This is a genomic window from Clostridium gallinarum, assembly GCF_014836325.1.
Taxonomy (GTDB): Bacteria; Bacillota; Clostridia; order Clostridiales; family Clostridiaceae; genus Clostridium; species Clostridium gallinarum.
Window position 1 is genome coordinate 1 of the sequence record NZ_JACSQZ010000028.1, and the last position, 17,534, is coordinate 17,534.

General features: G+C 26.5%; 18 protein-coding genes. 4 read left to right on the plus strand and 14 right to left on the minus strand.

Annotation, left to right across the window (positions count from 1 at the left end; all coding sequences use genetic code 11):
• Positions 1-127: 127 nt before the first annotated feature.
• Together H9660_RS08870 and H9660_RS08875 are read right to left on the minus strand one after the other, a co-directional pair.
• Positions 128-1,906 (minus strand): ABC transporter ATP-binding protein, encoded by a 1,779-nt coding sequence (locus H9660_RS08870; protein ID WP_191750019.1) that lies wholly within the window; start codon positions 1,904-1,906, stop codon positions 128-130.
• Entirely contained in the window at positions 1,906-3,633 is a 1,728-nt protein-coding gene (locus H9660_RS08875; protein WP_191750020.1) for an ABC transporter ATP-binding protein, read from the minus strand. The genes H9660_RS08870 and H9660_RS08875 overlap by 1 nt, the downstream gene beginning before the upstream one ends.
• A 97-nt stretch (positions 3,634-3,730) precedes the next feature.
• Between H9660_RS08875 and H9660_RS08880 the strand changes: the two genes are divergently transcribed.
• Positions 3,731-4,561: a MerR family transcriptional regulator gene (locus tag H9660_RS08880; RefSeq protein WP_191750021.1), complete on the plus strand. Its 831-nt coding sequence runs from the start codon at positions 3,731-3,733 to the stop codon at positions 4,559-4,561.
• An 87-nt stretch (positions 4,562-4,648) separates the two neighbouring features.
• On the opposite strand, the gene H9660_RS08885 is transcribed toward H9660_RS08880, so the two are convergent.
• The 4 genes from H9660_RS08885 to H9660_RS08900 form a co-directional block, all read right to left on the minus strand.
• Complete coding sequence (locus tag H9660_RS08885; RefSeq protein WP_191750022.1) at positions 4,649-5,104, minus strand: HepT-like ribonuclease domain-containing protein; 456 nt, start codon at positions 5,102-5,104, stop codon at positions 4,649-4,651.
• A complete protein-coding gene (locus H9660_RS08890; RefSeq protein WP_191750023.1) occupies positions 5,088-5,519 on the minus strand; it encodes a nucleotidyltransferase domain-containing protein in 432 nt (143 codons plus the stop codon). The genes H9660_RS08885 and H9660_RS08890 overlap by 17 nt, the downstream gene beginning before the upstream one ends.
• A gap of 61 nt (positions 5,520-5,580) precedes the next feature.
• Positions 5,581-6,723, minus strand: coding sequence for a toxic anion resistance protein (locus tag H9660_RS08895; protein WP_191750024.1), 1,143 nt, complete (start codon positions 6,721-6,723; stop codon positions 5,581-5,583).
• Between the two features lie 24 nt (positions 6,724-6,747).
• Positions 6,748-7,902: a 5-bromo-4-chloroindolyl phosphate hydrolysis family protein gene (locus H9660_RS08900; protein WP_191750025.1), complete on the minus strand. Its 1,155-nt coding sequence runs from the start codon at positions 7,900-7,902 to the stop codon at positions 6,748-6,750.
• A 249-nt stretch (positions 7,903-8,151) separates the two neighbouring features.
• Between H9660_RS08900 and H9660_RS08905 the strand changes: the two genes are divergently transcribed.
• The 3 genes from H9660_RS08905 to H9660_RS08915 all read left to right on the plus strand — a co-directional run bounded on the left by H9660_RS08905 (position 8,152) and on the right by H9660_RS08915 (position 11,686).
• On the plus strand, positions 8,152-8,826 hold the full coding sequence (locus tag H9660_RS08905) for a hypothetical protein (RefSeq protein ID WP_191750026.1): 675 nt from the start codon (positions 8,152-8,154) through the stop codon (positions 8,824-8,826).
• A gap of 238 nt (positions 8,827-9,064) precedes the next feature.
• Positions 9,065-10,228: a M20 family metallopeptidase gene (locus tag H9660_RS08910; RefSeq protein ID WP_191750027.1), complete on the plus strand. Its 1,164-nt coding sequence runs from the start codon at positions 9,065-9,067 to the stop codon at positions 10,226-10,228.
• Positions 10,229-10,279: 51 nt separating this feature from the next.
• Positions 10,280-11,686, plus strand: coding sequence for a YfcC family protein (locus H9660_RS08915; protein WP_191750028.1), 1,407 nt, complete (start codon positions 10,280-10,282; stop codon positions 11,684-11,686).
• A gap of 119 nt (positions 11,687-11,805) precedes the next feature.
• Here H9660_RS08915 and H9660_RS08920 read toward each other — a convergent pair whose 3' ends face one another.
• The 8 genes from H9660_RS08920 to H9660_RS08955 form a co-directional block, all read right to left on the minus strand.
• On the minus strand, positions 11,806-12,504 hold the full coding sequence (locus H9660_RS08920) for a CbiQ family ECF transporter T component (RefSeq protein WP_207729452.1): 699 nt from the start codon (positions 12,502-12,504) through the stop codon (positions 11,806-11,808).
• Positions 12,479-12,766: an energy-coupling factor ABC transporter substrate-binding protein gene (locus H9660_RS08925; protein ID WP_191750030.1), complete on the minus strand. Its 288-nt coding sequence runs from the start codon at positions 12,764-12,766 to the stop codon at positions 12,479-12,481. Before H9660_RS08925 ends, H9660_RS08920 begins: the two co-directional genes overlap by 26 nt.
• Complete coding sequence (locus H9660_RS08930) at positions 12,766-13,491, minus strand: energy-coupling factor ABC transporter permease (RefSeq protein ID WP_191750031.1); 726 nt, start codon at positions 13,489-13,491, stop codon at positions 12,766-12,768. Before H9660_RS08930 ends, H9660_RS08925 begins: the two co-directional genes overlap by 1 nt.
• Before the next feature lie 54 nt (positions 13,492-13,545).
• On the minus strand, positions 13,546-14,322 hold the full coding sequence (locus H9660_RS08935; RefSeq protein WP_191750032.1) for a cobalt-precorrin-6A reductase: 777 nt from the start codon (positions 14,320-14,322) through the stop codon (positions 13,546-13,548).
• Positions 14,319-15,035 carry a precorrin-3B C(17)-methyltransferase gene (gene cobJ, locus H9660_RS08940; protein WP_191750033.1) on the minus strand — a complete coding sequence of 239 codons (717 nt, stop codon included), beginning with the start codon at positions 15,033-15,035 and terminating at the stop codon, positions 14,319-14,321. The genes H9660_RS08935 and cobJ overlap by 4 nt, the downstream gene beginning before the upstream one ends.
• 99 nt (positions 15,036-15,134) lie before the next feature.
• Entirely contained in the window at positions 15,135-16,103 is a 969-nt protein-coding gene (gene cbiG, locus H9660_RS08945; protein ID WP_191750057.1) for a cobalt-precorrin 5A hydrolase, read from the minus strand.
• Position 16,104: 1 nt separating this feature from the next.
• On the minus strand, positions 16,105-16,851 hold the full coding sequence (cobM, locus tag H9660_RS08950; RefSeq protein WP_191750034.1) for a precorrin-4 C(11)-methyltransferase: 747 nt from the start codon (positions 16,849-16,851) through the stop codon (positions 16,105-16,107).
• Between the two features lie 11 nt (positions 16,852-16,862).
• Positions 16,863-17,531 (minus strand): cobalt-factor II C(20)-methyltransferase, encoded by a 669-nt coding sequence (locus H9660_RS08955; protein ID WP_191750035.1) that lies wholly within the window; start codon positions 17,529-17,531, stop codon positions 16,863-16,865.
• Positions 17,532-17,534: the final 3 nt, after the last annotated feature.

The window sequence follows — 17,534 nt, forward strand, 5'->3', positions numbered from 1 at the left end:
CATTATATCATAGGAGTTTTTTTGTTCAGAGCTTAAGCCTTTTTAACCACTAGCAGTACTAGTGGTTTTCTATACAAAAAAAGGTAAAGAAACTTTAGCTTAGTTTCTTTACCCTTTAATTACTACTTTAATTTTCTTTATCTGCAAATTGACTATTATACAAGTTCTCGTAGAACCCACCTTTTGCCATAAGCTCTTCATGAGTTCCTTGTTCAATTATATTTCCTTCATTAATTACTAATATTAAATCTGCATTTCTAATAGTTGATAATCTATGTGCTATTACAAAACTTGTTCTATTCTTCATTATATTTCTCATAGCTTTTTGAAGTAATAATTCAAGTCTTGTATCTACAGAACTTGTTGCTTCATCTAATATTAATATAGCTGGATCTTTTAAAATTGCTCTTGCTATAGTTAAAAGTTGCTTTTCTCCTTGAGAAATATTTGAAGCTTCTTCATTTAAGAACATATCATATCCACCTGGTAATGTTTTTATAAAGTGATGTACATTGGCTACTTTTGCAGCTTCTACTATCTCTTCTTTAGTAGCTCCAAATCTACCATACTCTAAGTTTTCATATATTGTTCCATTGAATAGCCATGTATCTTGAAGTACCATACCAAACATAGATCTTAAGTCTTCACGCTTCATGTCTCTTATATCTACACCATCAATTTTTATTGATCCACCATTAATTTCGTAGAATCTCATTAATAAATTAATTAATGTAGTTTTTCCTGCTCCTGTTGGTCCAACAATAGCAACCATTTGTCCACTTTTAACTTCTACACTTAAATCCTGAATTAATATCTTATCTTCACTATATCCAAATTTTACGTGTTCAAAAGTTACATTTCCTTTAGGATTTTCTACTTTAATAGAATTTTCAATATCCTTTATCTCTTCCTCTTCTTCTAGGAATTCAAAAACTCTATGTGCAGCCGCAAAAGCTGATTGAATTGCTGAGGAAAGTTGTGTTACTTGAGATAATGGTTGATTTATCTGCCATATATAACGGATAAATGCTTGTAAATTACCAACAGTTATACCTCCAGCTATTGATATTATAGCTCCTGTAACACCTACTGTTGCGATTCCTAAATAAGTAACAAGACTTACTAATGGAGACATTATACCTGATATAAATTGAGCTTTAAATCCTGTTTCTCTTAACTCTTCATTAGCTTCCATAAGGTCTTTTATTGCATCTTCTTGCTTTCCATATAATTTAATTACATTAAAGCCTGTATATATTTCTTGAACTCTTCCATTTAATTTACCTAAAGCTTCTTGTTGCTTAACAAATAAACTTTGAGACTTTCCTACTATAAATCTTGTTATTAATAAACTTAATGGAATTATTAAAGTTGCTAAAAGTGCTAATTTAATATTTATAGAATACATCATTATTAACGCTAATGATATTGACAAAACTGCATTTACAACTTGTAAGAAACTTTGCTGTAATGCATTTGATATTGTATCCACATCGTTTGTTATACGACTTAATACATCCCCATAACTATTACCATCAAAATATTTTACTGGTAATTTACTTATTTTTCTTTGTACTTTACCTCTTATATCCTTCATGGTATTTTGAATTGCATTTGTTAATAAAAAGTTTGCTATAAGTGTAGAACCAGTACTACCTAGATAAACAAAGAATAATAAAATTAACACTTTATATATATAATTAAAGTTTACCGCAGCACCTTCTACACCTTTTATAAGTTTTTCAAAATCCTTTGTTAATTGAGTTATTATTAACCCTTCTGTTCTAGGTGCTAAAGCTGTAAATACAGCTGCTGAAATTATAAATATAATAGATCCTATAAAAGACCATTTATAATTTTTTATAAAAGGAGTAATTTTATTTATCGTTCTTTTAAAATTCTTCATTAGTTTAACTCCTCCTTTGTAAGCTGTGATTCTGCTATTTCATAATAAATATCACAGTTTTTAAGAAGCTCTTTGTGAGTTCCTATACCAACTACTTCACCTTCATTTAAAACTATGATTTTATCTGCATCCATTATAGAACCTACTCTTTGAGCAACTATTAAAACAACTGAATCTTTTGTTTCACTTTTAAGTCTTTTTCTTAAAGTTGCATCTGTCTTAAAATCTAAAGCTGAAAAACTATCATCAAATATGTAAATTTCAGGTCTTCTAACTATTGCTCTTGCTATGGATAATCTTTGTTTTTGTCCCCCTGATAAATTAGCTCCACCTTCACTTATAACCTCATCAAATTTCTTTTGCTTCTTAGAAATAAAATCATAAGCTTGAGCTACTTTTGTAGAATACTCTACCTCTCCAGTACTTGCATTCTTTTTCCCAAATCTAATATTATTTGCAATACTTCCTGTAAATAATAAAGATTTTTGTGGTATAAACCCTATTTTCTTTCTTAATGCCTTTAAATCATAATCTTTAACATTTATTCCATCTACATTAATATATCCTTCTGTTACATCATAAAATCTTGGAATAAGATTTATTAATGTACTTTTACCACTACCTGTACTTCCTATAAAGGCTATAGTCTCACCTTTTTTAGCTTTAAAGGATACATTTTTTAATACATATTCATCACTATCCGGATATTTAAATGAAACATTATTAAATTCTATTTCACCCTTAATATCTGTTTCTTTAACTCCATTTACAGGACTTTTTATTATAGGTTCTTCTTCTAAAATTTCACGTATTCTATTAGCTGATACTTGTGCCTTAGGATACATAACAAAAACCATAGAGAATAACATAATAGAAAACATTGCATGGAATAAATATTCTATAAATGCTACTAGCTGTCCAACTTGAAGAGTTCCGGAGTTTATCATATTACTAGAAACTATAAATATAGCTATGATTGCTAGATTAAGCAAGAAGAAAAACGTCGGTTGAGATATAGACATAAGTTTATTTAACTTTTTTGCTACCTGTGCATATAGTTCATTTGTTTCATCAAATCTTTCACTTTCATGCTTGTCATTTCCAAAGGCTCTTATTACTCTTATTCCTGTTAAATTTTCTCTTGATATTCTATTCAATTTATCTAGCCTTTTTTGTTGTGTTTCTGATAATGGCTCTGATATTTTAGCAATTACTATAACCCCCGCTATTATAAATGGTACAGTTATAGCTAAAACTAATGATAAAGATAAATTAGTTTTTAAAATCATAATTAAGCTTATAATAAACATTACTGGAGTTAAAAGTGCCATTTTTAACAGTGTATTCGTAAATTGAAGTAATACAAAAGCATCATTACCAGTCCTTGTAATCATTGATGATACTCCAAATTTATCATACTCTGTATGTGAAAACTCCTGTGATTTTTTAAAAATATCATTTCTAATATCTCTTGTGATATTACTAGATATTTTAGATGAACAATATCCTAAAGTTATTGTTCCTATAACACCTATTATTGATATAATTCCAATTACTACTCCCATTCTTTTTATATAGCTTATATCTTGATACACTATTCCATGATCTATAACTTTAGCCATTATAGTTGGTATTCCAAGCTCTACTAAAGCAAAACCAAATACAGATATAATATTAAGAACTAAAAGCAACTTATATCTTTTTATGTAGTTTAATAATAATTTCATGATACTTTCACTTCCCTTCATTTGTAAAAATTCTATTATTTTATGCTATAATAATCTTAAAGTATCCAGTAACTAGACAGTCAAGGAGGAATTTTAAATGAATAATGATAATAAACTTTATTTTACTACTGGTGAGTTTGCTAACCTATTTCATATAAATAAAAAAACTTTATTTTACTATAATGAAATTGGTTTATTTAAACCTGAAAAAATATTATCTAATGGCTATATGTATTATTCCCATACTCAAATCGAATTATTAGGCATCATTTTCAATTTAAAAGATATGGGAATGTCTCTTAGAGAAATTAAAGATTTTATAAATAAAAGAAACATTAATAATGTTATTGATATTTTAAATTCAGAAATTACAAATATAGAAAATGAGCTTAATAAATTAAAGGCAAATAAAGAAAGACTTATTAATAAAATTAAGTATATTGAAGAAGGTAAAAATTATAGGAAAGAAATAAGTTTACTTAATGAAGATGAAGAATATTTGGTATTAAGTAATCCCATAGATAATACTAATGAGTACTATGATATTAACACTTATGTTAATCATGTAAATTATTGTTTTGATAATGATCTTAATATAGGCTATTCAACTGGTACTATTATCTCTATGGATAATTTACTTAAAGGTAACTTTAAAGATTGTAGTTTTTATTTTACCAAAACAAATAATAAAAAAATCTCAAACCATACTAATATTTTAAAAAAACCTAAAGGTCTATATGTTGTAGGATATTCTAAAGGATATTATGATACCTTACCATCTTTTTATGAAAAATTAATTTCTTACATTAATAATAATAATCTAAAAATCATTGGAAATTCTTACGAAAAAGTATTAGCTGATGAACTAGTTTGTAAAAATACTGATGACTATATAATAAAAATATCAATACAAGTTTCAAAAAACTAAAAAATAAAGTCCAGTAATTTCAAATCACTGGACTTTTAAGTTAAATGTATTGTATTATACATGTTACTTTAAATAACATTCTTAAATTTACTTTTCTTTATATCTTAAAATAACTTTATCCTTACTCTCTTCTAAGAAAATATTTAGGTATGCTAGTTTATTAAAACAAAACTCTTCTATTAGTTTTTCACTTTCTTCCCTTTTATAATAATCATGAGTATATCTGTTTCTCAATTTTACAGACATAGTAAGATATAATTTTAAATTTTCATCAAAAAATCCCATATCATATGCTTTCTCTATTATTTGTATAGATGAAGTATTACTTTTTAGCTTTCCATCATTTATTATTATATAACTTTCACACATATCAATTATATATTCCGAAAAATCCTGAAAGAAAGCAAAGACAGCTCTTTTTATAATTCTACTATTATTTTTTTTATACTCAATTATAGCTTCTTTAAGATCTTCTAGATTATCATAGGCACTTTGATACTTTTCTAAAAACTTTTCTTTTTTATATCTATAATAATGACTCATCAATAATACCTCCAAAATAACTATATTGTTCATCTATTCTTAATGTTCTCTCTAACTTTTCATTGTTTCTTACTGACTTTAATACATAATGATTAAAATCATACCATCTCTCTTCATCTAAAATATACTTATTTTCACTATCTATAGCAATACGTGCATATTTATTTGAAAAATCATTAAACAACAAAAAAGTTAAATGTATTTTATTATATTTATAAAACTCAATGGCTATTTCTCTTATTCCATCTTCAATTTCAAAGGTATCTAAAAAAGTAACATTAGGCTTAGTTACAACAATTAAATCAATATCACTTCTATCCTTTATCCAATCATTAGTACCATAACTTCCAAATTCACATAAGGCTACAATTTCTCTATATTTATTTAATTTTTTTATAAATTCTTCTTTATTCATATAGAAACTCCTTACATTTATATAGTTAGTTATATTATATACTAATAAATACTTTTTCATATTAGTATTTAAAATCTAAAAGTTTATTTTTTAATTGATTTTCAATATTTCTTAACTCAACTTCAGCTTCTCTACGCTTTTGACGACCTTCTGTTTGTATATTAAGTATTTCGTCAAGAGTTGAAATTAATGATTCATTAGTAATTTTAAGTGTTTCAATATCAATGATTCCTCTTTCAGATTCTTTAGCAGTTTCTATAGTTGAAGTTTTTAAAATTTCTGCATTTTTACGTAAAAGTTCATTTGTCATATCAGTTACTTCTCTTTGAACTTTTGCTGCATTAGTAGAATGAGCAACTCCAAGAGCTAAAACTATTTGACTTTTCCAAAGCGGAATTGTGTTTACAATTGTTGATTGTATTTTTTCAGACATTAATGAATCGTTATTTTGAATCAAACGAATTTGAGGAGCCATTTGCAGGGAAATCATCTTCGTTAATTCTAAATCATGAATTTTCTTTTCAAAGCGATTGCACAGAGCAATAAAATCATTAACTTCTTGAGCATCTTGAGGAAGACCACTCCTTCTTGCTTTTTCTTGTAATTTAGGAAGCTCTTCCTTTTCCAATTTTTGAAGTTTCTTTTTACCAGCTAAAATATACATAGATAATTCTTTAAAATATACTTTATTTATTTCATACATCTTATCTAACATAGCAATATCCTTTAAAAGTTGTATTTGATGTTTCTCAAGAATATTACACATCTTACTAATATTATCTTCTACCTTGCTATACTTTATTTTCATTTGCGAAATTTTATCTTGCCCTTTTTTGAAGAAACCTAAAATCCCTTTTTTTTCTTCTGTTTCTTCAAAATTCTTAAGCTCCTGAACTACACTAGATAACATTTCTCCAACTTCACCTAAGTCCTTAGTTTTTACGTTATTTAATGCCGACTCAGAAAAATCAGAAATTTTCTTTTGAGCTCCTACTCCATATTGTAAAATAGAATTTGAATTAGTTATTTCTATTTTATCTACAAATTGATCTATCATCTTTTTTTCTTCTTCTGTTAATTGTACTTCTTCAATTATTTCTTCTACCTTTTCCTCTTGCACTTTTACATCTATAACTTCATCTTGAAATGGTTCAAAAACTAATTCTGGTTTTATATTAATATCTTCTTTAAATTCATCTCTCATTTTTATTCCTCCTTTATCTTAAAATTACTTTTTAAAATCTTCCTCTGTTAATCCTTCTTGCTTAAATAATGTTTTGAGAACAGAAATATCTGTTGAAATATCTAAAACAACATCTTCAAATAAGTCATCTAGTAAATTTTCAAAAGCAATTTCTATAAGATCTATACTATTTTCAATTTCAATTTTAGCATTTTTTATATTATCACCTTGAACCACTTGCTTATTCAAATCCTCATATGAATTAATTAACTTTATGGTAATAGGAAGATAATGATTAATAAATTTATTAACCTCTTGAATCTTATTTGGATTTTTCTCTACATAATCAATAATTTGAGTTGCAATATTTTGTAATTTATCTAACTTTATAGCTAAATTTTCTTTATAAAGCTCATTTCTTACAGATCTTATTTCTTCAATATATTTTCTTCCCATATTAATTACAATTTCTGTTTCATTATTTTCTACTACTTCTTCTTTTAATTTCTCTTTTTCATTTAAATTTTCTTTATTTAATTGTTGTTTCTTTAAATTTAAATAATCTTCATAAACATCATCATTTAAAATGAAATAATTTTTTTCTTCATCTATATGACCTTCTAAAAACATTCCTAAATTAATCATTTTATTTAGGTCTTTGATAACAAACTCTTCTTTTTCTTTAGCGAATTTAGCTAAGTCATTAATTAAAATATAACTATTATCATCTATAAATCTTACATATTTTTTAAATCGCTTTATTCTTTTCCTTAAACTTACTCCTCTTAAAAGAAGACATATACTTATTCCCAGGAAAGTTAGTATAAAACTAAAAGCAACATAAATATTTGCTATAATACCACCAAAAAAAATCATAAATATTAAAAATATAAATGACATAAATCCAAAAATTAAACTTCCTATAACTCCAAATATCATATAAAATATTCCAGATACACTTCCGGCTGGCTTTTTACTAATATACTTAGCTATATCATTTTTATTTCTTCTATTTAAGTTAATATATTTATTTTCTAACTTTTCACTATACTCATTAAACTTTGATTTAAATTCATTCAAAGTATCCTCAGTTTTATCGCTAATTTCTCTTTTTAAATTAGCAAAATCTATAGCATTAAGAGCCTTTGTAACTGTGGACATAATTTGATCTTCTAAATCTGAAAAATCATTTTTCCCCATTATCTTTCCTCCAGATTAATTTAATATAAATAGCCTAAACTCTAATTTAGAATATATTTAGATTAATTATATATCATAATTTATCTTAATACAATTTATAACAATTATATAATTATTGTAAATTTATCTCTCTATAAAAATATTACTTTCCAATGAATATTTCTCCTCTTTTTAGTTAATTTTTATTATTTTAGTATTTTCACCGTAAATTTAGCTAAAAATATAATCATTAGCATTAGGAGGTTAAACATGAAAAAAATACGATTAATATTACTTTTATTTCTAACACTTTTTTTAGTTTCTTGTGGTAGTGCTAACATCTATACAGAAACAATAATAAACAAAGATAACATTTCTAATATGAAAATCATTTTGACTTATGATTCATTAATAAAAACACAATTAGGAAATAATATAATAAAAGATATGATAAACCCTAATTTAGAAGTTAATTCTTCTTATAATAATCAAAATAATATGTATATTGAAGAAGTAAATTTCTCTACAGATGATATCAACAAACTATTATTAGATAGTAAATTAAAGGATTATCTATTATTTGAAAAACATAAATCTACTTCTCTATTTAAAGATATTTACACTTTTGATATAAAATTTCTTTCTGATTTATCCTCTATTGTAGATAATAATTTAGCAAATTACTTAAAGTTTATTCCATTTACTAATAGAGTTATTGTTTCAGGTAAAGTATTATCATCTAATTCTAATAATATAATAAATGAAAATACATTAGAATGGAGTTATACACTTGATCAAATTAGTAACAATACTAATTTAAAATTTCAATATGAAGAATATAACATCTTTAGAATTATATTATTTGCTCTAATTTTATCAATTTTAATTTTAATAGTTATTTTTTTCATTAAGAAAAATAACGAAAAAGACAAAACTAAAAATTAACTTTTTGTAAAAAATTTTATTTACTATTTATGCATTACGCTGTATAATTAATCAAGCAAAATTAAAAATTTAAACATTTTTAATTCTCGTTTTGTGCTATCGTTTATTTTGAAACTAAGATGTGTTTGCATATAAATACATAAAAGCACTCTGAATATAATCTCAGGGTGCTTTTTATATGAACAACTTATGAAGTTTACTAAAGAATAAACTATATTTTATAAGGAGGAACCTAATAATGAAAAATAAAATTATGAATGAAATTCAAAGTATAAAAGAAAACCTTTGGGAAATAAGTGATTACATTTATCATAATCCTGAAGTAGGTGATGAAGAATTTAAGGCCGTTGAAAAGCTTACTTCATTTTTAAAAGAAAATTCTTTTAATATTGAAATAGGAACTGCTAATAGAGAAACCTCATTTAGAGCTGAATTTGATAGTAAAATACCTGGACCAACTGTTGCATTTATGTGTGAATATGATGCACTACCTGGAATAGGTCATGGTTGTTGTCATAATATGATTGGAACTATGAGCGTTGGGGCTGCTGTTTCATTAAGTAAAGTTCTTAACGAAATTGGCGGTAAAATAGTTGTATTTGGAACTTGTGCTGAAGAAACAAACGGAGCAAAAGTTGATATGGCTGAACAAGGTTTATTTAAGGATATTGATGTTGCTATGATGGTTCATCCAAATAGCATTACTTGTGAAAGTGGTAGCTCTTTAGCAATGGAAGCTCTTCAATTTGAGTTTTTTGGAAAGTCAAGTCATGCTGCTGCAGCTCCAGAAGAAGGAATAAATGCATTAGATGCAGTTATCCTAATGTTTAATGGTATTAATGCTTTAAGACAACATGTTACTGAAGATGTAAGAATCCATGGAATTATTAAAGAAGGTGGAATTGCTGCAAATATAGTGCCTGATAAAGCTACAGCTCAATTTTATGTACGAGCTAAAAAGAAGAAAAATCTTAAACAATTAGTTGAAAAAGTTAAAAATATTGCACAAGGTGCTTCTCTTATGACAGGTGCAAAATTAAAAATAAGTAATTATGAAACTTCTTTTGATGATATGAATACAAATAAAACTTTATCAAATGCATTTAATAAAAATCTTAATCTTTTAGGAATTACAGATATACATGCTGGAGAAGACCTTAGTGGTTCTATGGATATGGGAAATGTAAGCTATGAAGTGCCATCTATTCATCCTTTAATAGGAATTGGAAATCCTAATCTAGTTCTTCATACTACAGAAGCTGCTGATTTCACTATAACTAATCCTGCTCATGAAGCACTACTTATAGGGGCTACATCAATGGCTTATACAGGTTTTGATGTTATTACAAACAAGGACTTACTAGCTGAAATTAAAGAAGAATTTATTAAAATGACAAAATAAATTTATAAGATTAAACCTAATTATAGATAACATTATATAAGGAGATACTCTATGCCTAATTTAAAAAATAAAAAGCCAAAAGAGAAAAAAAGCATCAATCCATTTGTATTACTATTTTCAGTTTTAGTTGTAATGTCTATTTTTTCTTACATCATTCCAGCTGGTGAATACACTCGAACTTTAGTAGATGGAAGAAATGTAGTTGTGCCTAATTCATTTAAAACAATATCTAGAACCCCTGTTAGTTTTTTTGATATATTTTCATCTGTTCATGATGGAATGGTTGAAGCTGCCCCAATTATATTTTATGTAATTATAATTGGTGGTATGATATCTGTTATGAATTCTACTGGTGCACTAGATGCATTACTTGCTACTACCTCAAAAAAACTTGCCAAAAGAAGATTATTATTTATTTCAGTTTTAGTTCTTCTATTTTCATTAGGCGGAACTTTAATTGGAATGGGCGAGGAAAGCTTAATTTATATTCCAATTGTAGTACCTTTTGCTTTAGCTATGGGATATGATGTTCTTACCGGAGTAGCTATTGTTATGCTTGGTATGTGTGCTGGATTTACAACAGCAATTATAAACCCATTTACTATTGGAATTGCTCAAGGAATAGCAGAATTGCCAATGTTTTCAGGGATAGCTTTAAGAATTGCTTTATATGTTATAATTTATATTTTAGTTGTTTCATTTTTATATAGACATGGAGAAAAAGTAAGAAAAGATCCATCTATTGGTGTTTGGGATGTATATAATATATATACAAAATCTAAAAATAACGAAAATACAAATATAAAATTAGAAACTAAACATAAACTAGTTTTATTAAGCTTCGTTATAGGAATGATTATATTAGTGTTTGGTGTTATGAAGTATGGCTGGGGAATGAGCGAATACTCAGGATTATTCATTTTAATCTCCATTACAATGGCTTTAATTTGGAGAATGTCTCCAGAGCAGTATATTAAACATTTCTTAAAAGGAGCTGAAGATATTCTTCCAGGTGCTTTAATAATAGGTGTTGCCAGAGGTATAGTAGTAGTTCTTACAAACGGAAATATAATAGATACAATATTATATTACTCCTCTACTTTACTACAACATCTCCCTACATCACTAAGTGTTATAGGAATGTTTTTAGTACAAGGAACTATACACCTTTTAGTACCATCTGGTAGTGGTCAAGCTATGCTTACAATGCCAATCATGATACCTTTATCTGATCTTTTAAATGTTACAAGACAAACAGCTTGCTTAATATTTACTTTAGCCGATGGTATAGGTAATACATGGATACCAACTTCAGGTATACTTATGGCAGTACTTGCTATGAATAAGATTCCTTATCGTAAATGGATTAAGTTCATTTTACCACTTCTTATTGCACAATATGCTATTAGTATATCTGTGTCAGTAATAGCAAACATTATGAATTATGGTCCGTTCTAAATTAATTTTAAAATAAAATCCACCTAGTATAATTTAGCCAAAACAAATAAAAACCTCTTTTAATCAAATATGATTAAAAGAGGTTTTTATAAATACTTCCAATATCCTTAGGCAACAGTTTATGGTAAATATATTAATATTATAAAACTCAGAAAATACGCTATTATTGAAAGTATTCTTTTTTTATTTATTTTAAAATCAAAACTATAATTAAACTTTCCTTTATAACACCTATTTTGAAGGTATAAACTAATTTCTTTCCATCTACTAAATATATTTTTAAGTATTATTCCAAAAGCTTTTCCATAATCATTTAAACTTTTTCTAAAGCTTCCAAATCCCCCTCTTGATTTCATAGCTTTAAATGTTATGCTAAAATCCTCTTCAAGTAATATAATAAATCTTTCCATGGCTTTTATTATATCTGCAATATCTCTTAAGCTTTCATATATACTTATAAGTGCTACAATTTGATTTATAGGCGTTGTTAATGATAAAAAACTTAATGTAATAGCACCATTAATCCCTCTAAGAATTATAAGTACTATTGATATTAATGCTTGACCTTGCCAAAGCATTGTTATAGCTGTAGATATTGAAAAAAGTAATGATATAAGAATAAATTTTTTAATTATTCTCCAAGGATTTTCAGCTATTTTATTTAATATAAAAAATAATAAAATATTTAATGCTATTAAGTAAATATTTTCTGTATAACTACAACATATTAAAGAAATACTTATTAATAATATTTTCTCCATAGGATGTATATTAAATAATTTAGAGTTATTACTATATAGATTTATTTCCCTTAACAACTTGCCCCTTCTTCTTTCCAACAAAATAGCCTATAAAACCTGCTCCTACAGCTGCTTGTGCGGCAAATAAAAAGCTTTCAACTTCTCCAGATGGTGGTTCCCAAAGACTTTCTGCCCATGGCTCATACTCTGGATTAATTTCATAAATAAGAGCATCAGCTTGAGCATCTGCTCCTTCATAAGCTCCATCTTTATTAATTATAAATGGTACTATAATAAGAGCTAAACATAAAAAAATTAAAAATATATTTTTTCTTTTCATTATAATAGAGCCTCCTCTAATTCATTTAACTCATTAATACAATGTTTTGTTATAAAATCATATAATATAACTGATATAATTCCTTCTACTATTGCAAGTGGAACTTGAGTTAAAGCAAATATTCCCATAAATTTTATAGCTGATGCTATTACTCCTCCAACACTATCTGGATATGCAAGAGCTAATTGAATAGAAGTAACTATATATGTTGATAAATTTCCTAGTGCACAGGCTAAAAATACAGCTACAGATTTGTTTTTATTTTTTACTAATCTATATATACCATAGGCTATAAATGGACCTATTATTCCCATAGATAATACATTTGCACCTAAAGTAGTTAATCCTCCATGAGCCAATAATAAAGCTTGAAATAATAATACAATTACTGAAAGTATTACAACTACTAATGGTCCAAATACTATACTTCCAAGTCCTGTTCCTGTTGGATGTGATGAACTCCCTGTAACTGATGGTAATTTCATGGCTGACATCATAAAAATATAGGCTGCCATAAGTGCTAATAGCATTTTTATTTCACTATTTTTCTTAATACACTTTCTAAGTTCTCTTATACTTATAAATATAAACGGTGCTGATAATACAAAGTAAAAAACACACCAATTTAATGAAATTGCCCCCTCTGCAATATGCATAGCATAAGTATTCATAGGAATAGATACCCATAAACAAAGTGCTAATAAAATAAATATTGATTTTTTCATATTTTCCCCCTACTTTTACTATTTCTTATAAATTAAATATATAATTTATATGTCTTATCTAATAATTAATTCTTTTTTATTTTCTATAACCTCAATTAAATCATCTATAGTTTCATAAAAATTCTTATATTTAATTTTCGGCTTACTAATTACTATTACATTAATATTATTTTCTAAAGCCGAATCTATTTTTTCTTTCATTCCACCTTCTAACCCACTATCCTTAGTTATAATTGCCTTTATTTCATATTCTTTTATTATTCCATTATTTATTTCTTTTCCAAAAGGTCCTTTTATAGCAACTATATTTTCTATTTTTATTCCTGAATCTATAAGTTTTTGAAGTATATTAGGTAAAGGCAACACCCTATGTATTACTCTATTTTTTATTTCTAAACTATTTATAAATCCTGCATTATTACTTCCTGTAGTATTTAATACATTTCCTTCTATATTTTCTAATACCTTTGGTAATTCTTCATAGTTATCTACTCTAATAATGTTTTTATTTTCAATATTATCAAGATAACTCTTTCTTTCGTATCTTATATATTCAATATTTAAATCCTCACAAGCTTTAATTAAGGTCTTTGATACTTCTTTTGCATATGGATGTGACGCATCAACAAATAATTTTATATTAAACTCTTTAATTAATCTTTTAAATCCTTCTTCATCTAAAGGTTGTGTGTTTAAATGCTTAAATTTATATTTTTTTAAAAGCTCTCCCCCATAATTAGTAGCCGTTGATATTACTATATTGTCTGTTATTTTATTTACTTTTTCTAATATTTCATTACCTTCAGATGTTCCAAGAACAAATCCTATCATATCTTATACCCTCTTGGAGTTATAAATTTATCCTTTTTAATATAACTTTGAGAATTTCCAATTATAACTATAGAGAACATATCTACTATACTTTCATCAAAATTTTCTAATGTAAATAATTTAACCTCTTGCCCTTCTCTTAGAGCATGTCTTACAACAGCTATTGGAGTATCAGCTTTTCTATACTTTCTTATTATATCTATACATTCTTTTAGATAATGTGGTCTTCCCTTACTTCTTGGGTTATATAATGAAATAATAAAATCTGCATCAGCTGCATTTCTAACTCTTTTCTTTATAAGCTCATAAGGTGTCATTAAATCACTTAAGCTTATATTACAATTATCATGCATAAGTGGAGCTCCTAATACTGAACCTGCTGCACTTGAAGCTGTTAAACCTGGTATTATTTCTACATCTTCATAATCCATAAGTTCTAGTACTAATCCTGCCATCCCATATATTCCAGAATCACCTGTACTTATTAATGCAACTTTCTTTTCTTTTGATAACCTTAAGGCTTCCCTACATCTTTCTTCTTCGCCTCTCATACCAGTACTAAAAACTTCTTTTCCTTCTATCATAGACTTTATCATATCTATATATTTTGTATATCCAACTATTACTTCACTTTCTTCAATAGCCTTTTTTGCCATTATTGTCATGTGATCTAAACCACCTGGACCTATTCCTATTACATATAACTTCCCCATATGTACCTCCATTTTTAATATATTTCTTCTAAATAAAAATTAATTCTCTTCTCTATATTTATTTATATTTTTTAATTCTACTAAGAATAAATTTTTATTTTAAATTACTCTTCCAATAGTTAATGTAATTCCCTCAAACTTTATCTTATCTATAATTATTTCTGCACCTAATAACTCTACAACAGGCTCACTTACAGCTCTAACTCCAACGTTCTTTTCTACAAAGTCACTACCTTCATATTTATTATGAACTTTTCTAATTTCTTCTTTAGTAAAGAATTTTAAATCTACATTAAGCTTATCTTTTAAATCTAAAATAGCCTTTTCTTCACTTTTTATATTTATAGATGAAACTGTTTTAACACTTCTTATATCTATTTCATTGTCATTTAAAGTTTTTTCTATAAATCTAAGCATTTTTTCTGAGGATGTATCTTTTCTACATCCAATTCCAAGAACTATATCTTTTCTTATAAGTCTAAGTACATCTTTATGAGAATTTAATCTATCTGTAATCCAAAGCATATTTTCTTTAATTTCATCACTCTTTATATATCCCTTTGGACATTTAATTTTATTTAAATCATCCTTAAAATAAATACTTTTGCCATTAACTAATCTAGCTGCAATATCTTTAGCTTTATCTAACCTTTCTATTATTAAATTATTTTCTTTGGCTATTATATCTGGAGCTTTCTTATTTAAATTATCTGTTGCTGTTGTTATAACAGTAGTATTATTTAATAACTTTGAAACTTTTAAAGTTAGTTCATTAGCTCCCCCTAAATGTCCTGAAACTAAACTTATGGTAAATTTATTGCATACATCCACAACTACTACTGCTGGGTCTACATCCTTTGATTTTAAATACTTTGAAATTGCTCTTACTGCTATTCCAGTAGAACTTATAAATATTATTGAATCACCTTCTTTAAAAGCTTCATTTACTACTTTATCTAAATTAAAATTATTTATTTTAGATTTATAGTAAGCTTTTCCTCCAAACTCATTATTAATTTTTTTTCCTATTTCATCACCAAGTTCAGTAACACTAATAACTGCAAGCATATTACTCAATTCCTTTTCTATACATATGAGTAAAGCTTTTATCATATAAAAGACTCTTTTCATAATCACAATTAATAAAATCACCAACTAATATTTGTGCACATTTATTAATTCCTTCTGCTTTTACCTTTTCTGAAATATCATCTAAAGTGCCTATTAATATCTTCTCATCTTCCCAAGTTGCTCTAGATACTATAGCTATAGGTACATTTTTTCCATACCCTCTTCTTAATTTATCGACAACTTTATCTATCATTGAAATAGATAAAAATATAGCCATAGAAGCCCCTATCTTCGCTAAATTTTCTAAATCTTCGCCTTCTGGAACTTTAGTTCTTCCTTCAACCCTCGTTAATATTACAGTTTGACTTACTGATGGCAAAGTAAATTCCTTTTTTATTGATGCAGCTGCTGCTACAAATGAACTTACTCCTGGAACAACTTCATATTTTATTTCTAACTTATCTAATTCATCCATCTGCTCTTTAATAGCACCATATATAGATGGATCTCCTGTATGAAGTCTAACTATAGATTTGTCTCTATTATTTTTAATTACTTCAATAACTTCATCTAAAGTCATAGTTGCTGAATTATATATTTCAACTTCTTTTTTACAAAAATCCATATGTTCTTTATCAACTAATGAACCTGCATATATAACAATATCTGCTTTTTCTAATATATTTCTCCCCTTAACTGTAATTAAATCAACATCCCCTGGACCTGCTCCTATAAAATAAACCATATTTATCCCCTCTATTCTTTACTTGCTAAAATTAAAGACATATAATCTCTTGCATTTATTATTTTCTCTTTATCTGTTAAAATTAACTCCCCATCTCTTCCTGCTCTACTTACATATACATAATCAGTAAATCCTTTTTCTTCCAAAGCATCTATTACTTCTTTTTCATGCTTGTACACTTTCATAATAACTACATATTTTTCATCAGTTATTTCATTTACTTTAGTTGCTGGTAATATAACTAATCTATTTTCACCTATTACTAAGGTTCTCTCTACAATACTTGCAGCTGCACAGAAAGAAGTTATCCCTGCTATAGTTTCAACTTTAAAATTTCTTTCTTTCATATGAGTTAATAAATGAATATATGTACTATATACAAAGGGATCTCCAATAGTTAAGAAAGATACAACCTTGCCTTCTTTTAACTTTTCTTCTATAAAATCATAAGCTTCTTTAACCTTAATTTCTTTATCCTTTTTCCCCATAGGAAAATGCTTAATTACAACTTCCGTTTTATCCTCTATATATTCTCTAACAGTTTCTAATGCTATACTTTCTCCATTTTCCATAGCACTTGGTGCAACTATAACATCACTATTTTTAATAGCTTTAACAGCTTTAACTGTAACTAGTTCTTTATCTCCTGGCCCTACACCTATTCCATATAAAATTGACATATT

Bases quoted from the DNA above. Each gene is read 5' to 3' on its own strand.
- H9660_RS08870 (WP_191750019.1), bottom strand. From the start codon at position 1,906: ATGAAGAATTTTAAAAGAACGATAAATAAAATTACTCCTTTTATAAAA.
- H9660_RS08875 (WP_191750020.1), bottom strand. From the start codon at position 3,633: ATGAAATTATTATTAAACTACATAAAAAGATATAAGTTGCTTTTAGTT.
- H9660_RS08880 (WP_191750021.1), top strand. From the start codon at position 3,731: ATGAATAATGATAATAAACTTTATTTTACTACTGGTGAGTTTGCTAAC.
- H9660_RS08885 (WP_191750022.1), bottom strand. From the start codon at position 5,104: ATGAGTCATTATTATAGATATAAAAAAGAAAAGTTTTTAGAAAAGTAT.
- H9660_RS08890 (WP_191750023.1), bottom strand. From the start codon at position 5,519: ATGAATAAAGAAGAATTTATAAAAAAATTAAATAAATATAGAGAAATT.
- H9660_RS08895 (WP_191750024.1), bottom strand. From the start codon at position 6,723: ATGAGAGATGAATTTAAAGAAGATATTAATATAAAACCAGAATTAGTT.
- H9660_RS08900 (WP_191750025.1), bottom strand. From the start codon at position 7,902: ATGGGGAAAAATGATTTTTCAGATTTAGAAGATCAAATTATGTCCACA.
- H9660_RS08905 (WP_191750026.1), top strand. From the start codon at position 8,152: ATGAAAAAAATACGATTAATATTACTTTTATTTCTAACACTTTTTTTA.
- H9660_RS08910 (WP_191750027.1), top strand. From the start codon at position 9,065: ATGAAAAATAAAATTATGAATGAAATTCAAAGTATAAAAGAAAACCTT.
- H9660_RS08915 (WP_191750028.1), top strand. From the start codon at position 10,280: ATGCCTAATTTAAAAAATAAAAAGCCAAAAGAGAAAAAAAGCATCAAT.
- H9660_RS08925 (WP_191750030.1), bottom strand. From the start codon at position 12,766: ATGAAAAGAAAAAATATATTTTTAATTTTTTTATGTTTAGCTCTTATT.
- H9660_RS08930 (WP_191750031.1), bottom strand. From the start codon at position 13,491: ATGAAAAAATCAATATTTATTTTATTAGCACTTTGTTTATGGGTATCT.
- H9660_RS08935 (WP_191750032.1), bottom strand. From the start codon at position 14,322: ATGATAGGATTTGTTCTTGGAACATCTGAAGGTAATGAAATATTAGAA.
- cobJ (WP_191750033.1), bottom strand. From the start codon at position 15,035: ATGGGGAAGTTATATGTAATAGGAATAGGTCCAGGTGGTTTAGATCAC.
- cbiG (WP_191750057.1), bottom strand. From the start codon at position 16,103: ATGCTTGCAGTTATTAGTGTTACTGAACTTGGTGATGAAATAGGAAAA.
- cobM (WP_191750034.1), bottom strand. From the start codon at position 16,851: ATGGTTTATTTTATAGGAGCAGGTCCAGGGGATGTTGATTTAATTACA.
- H9660_RS08955 (WP_191750035.1), bottom strand. From the start codon at position 17,531: ATGTCAATTTTATATGGAATAGGTGTAGGGCCAGGAGATAAAGAACTA.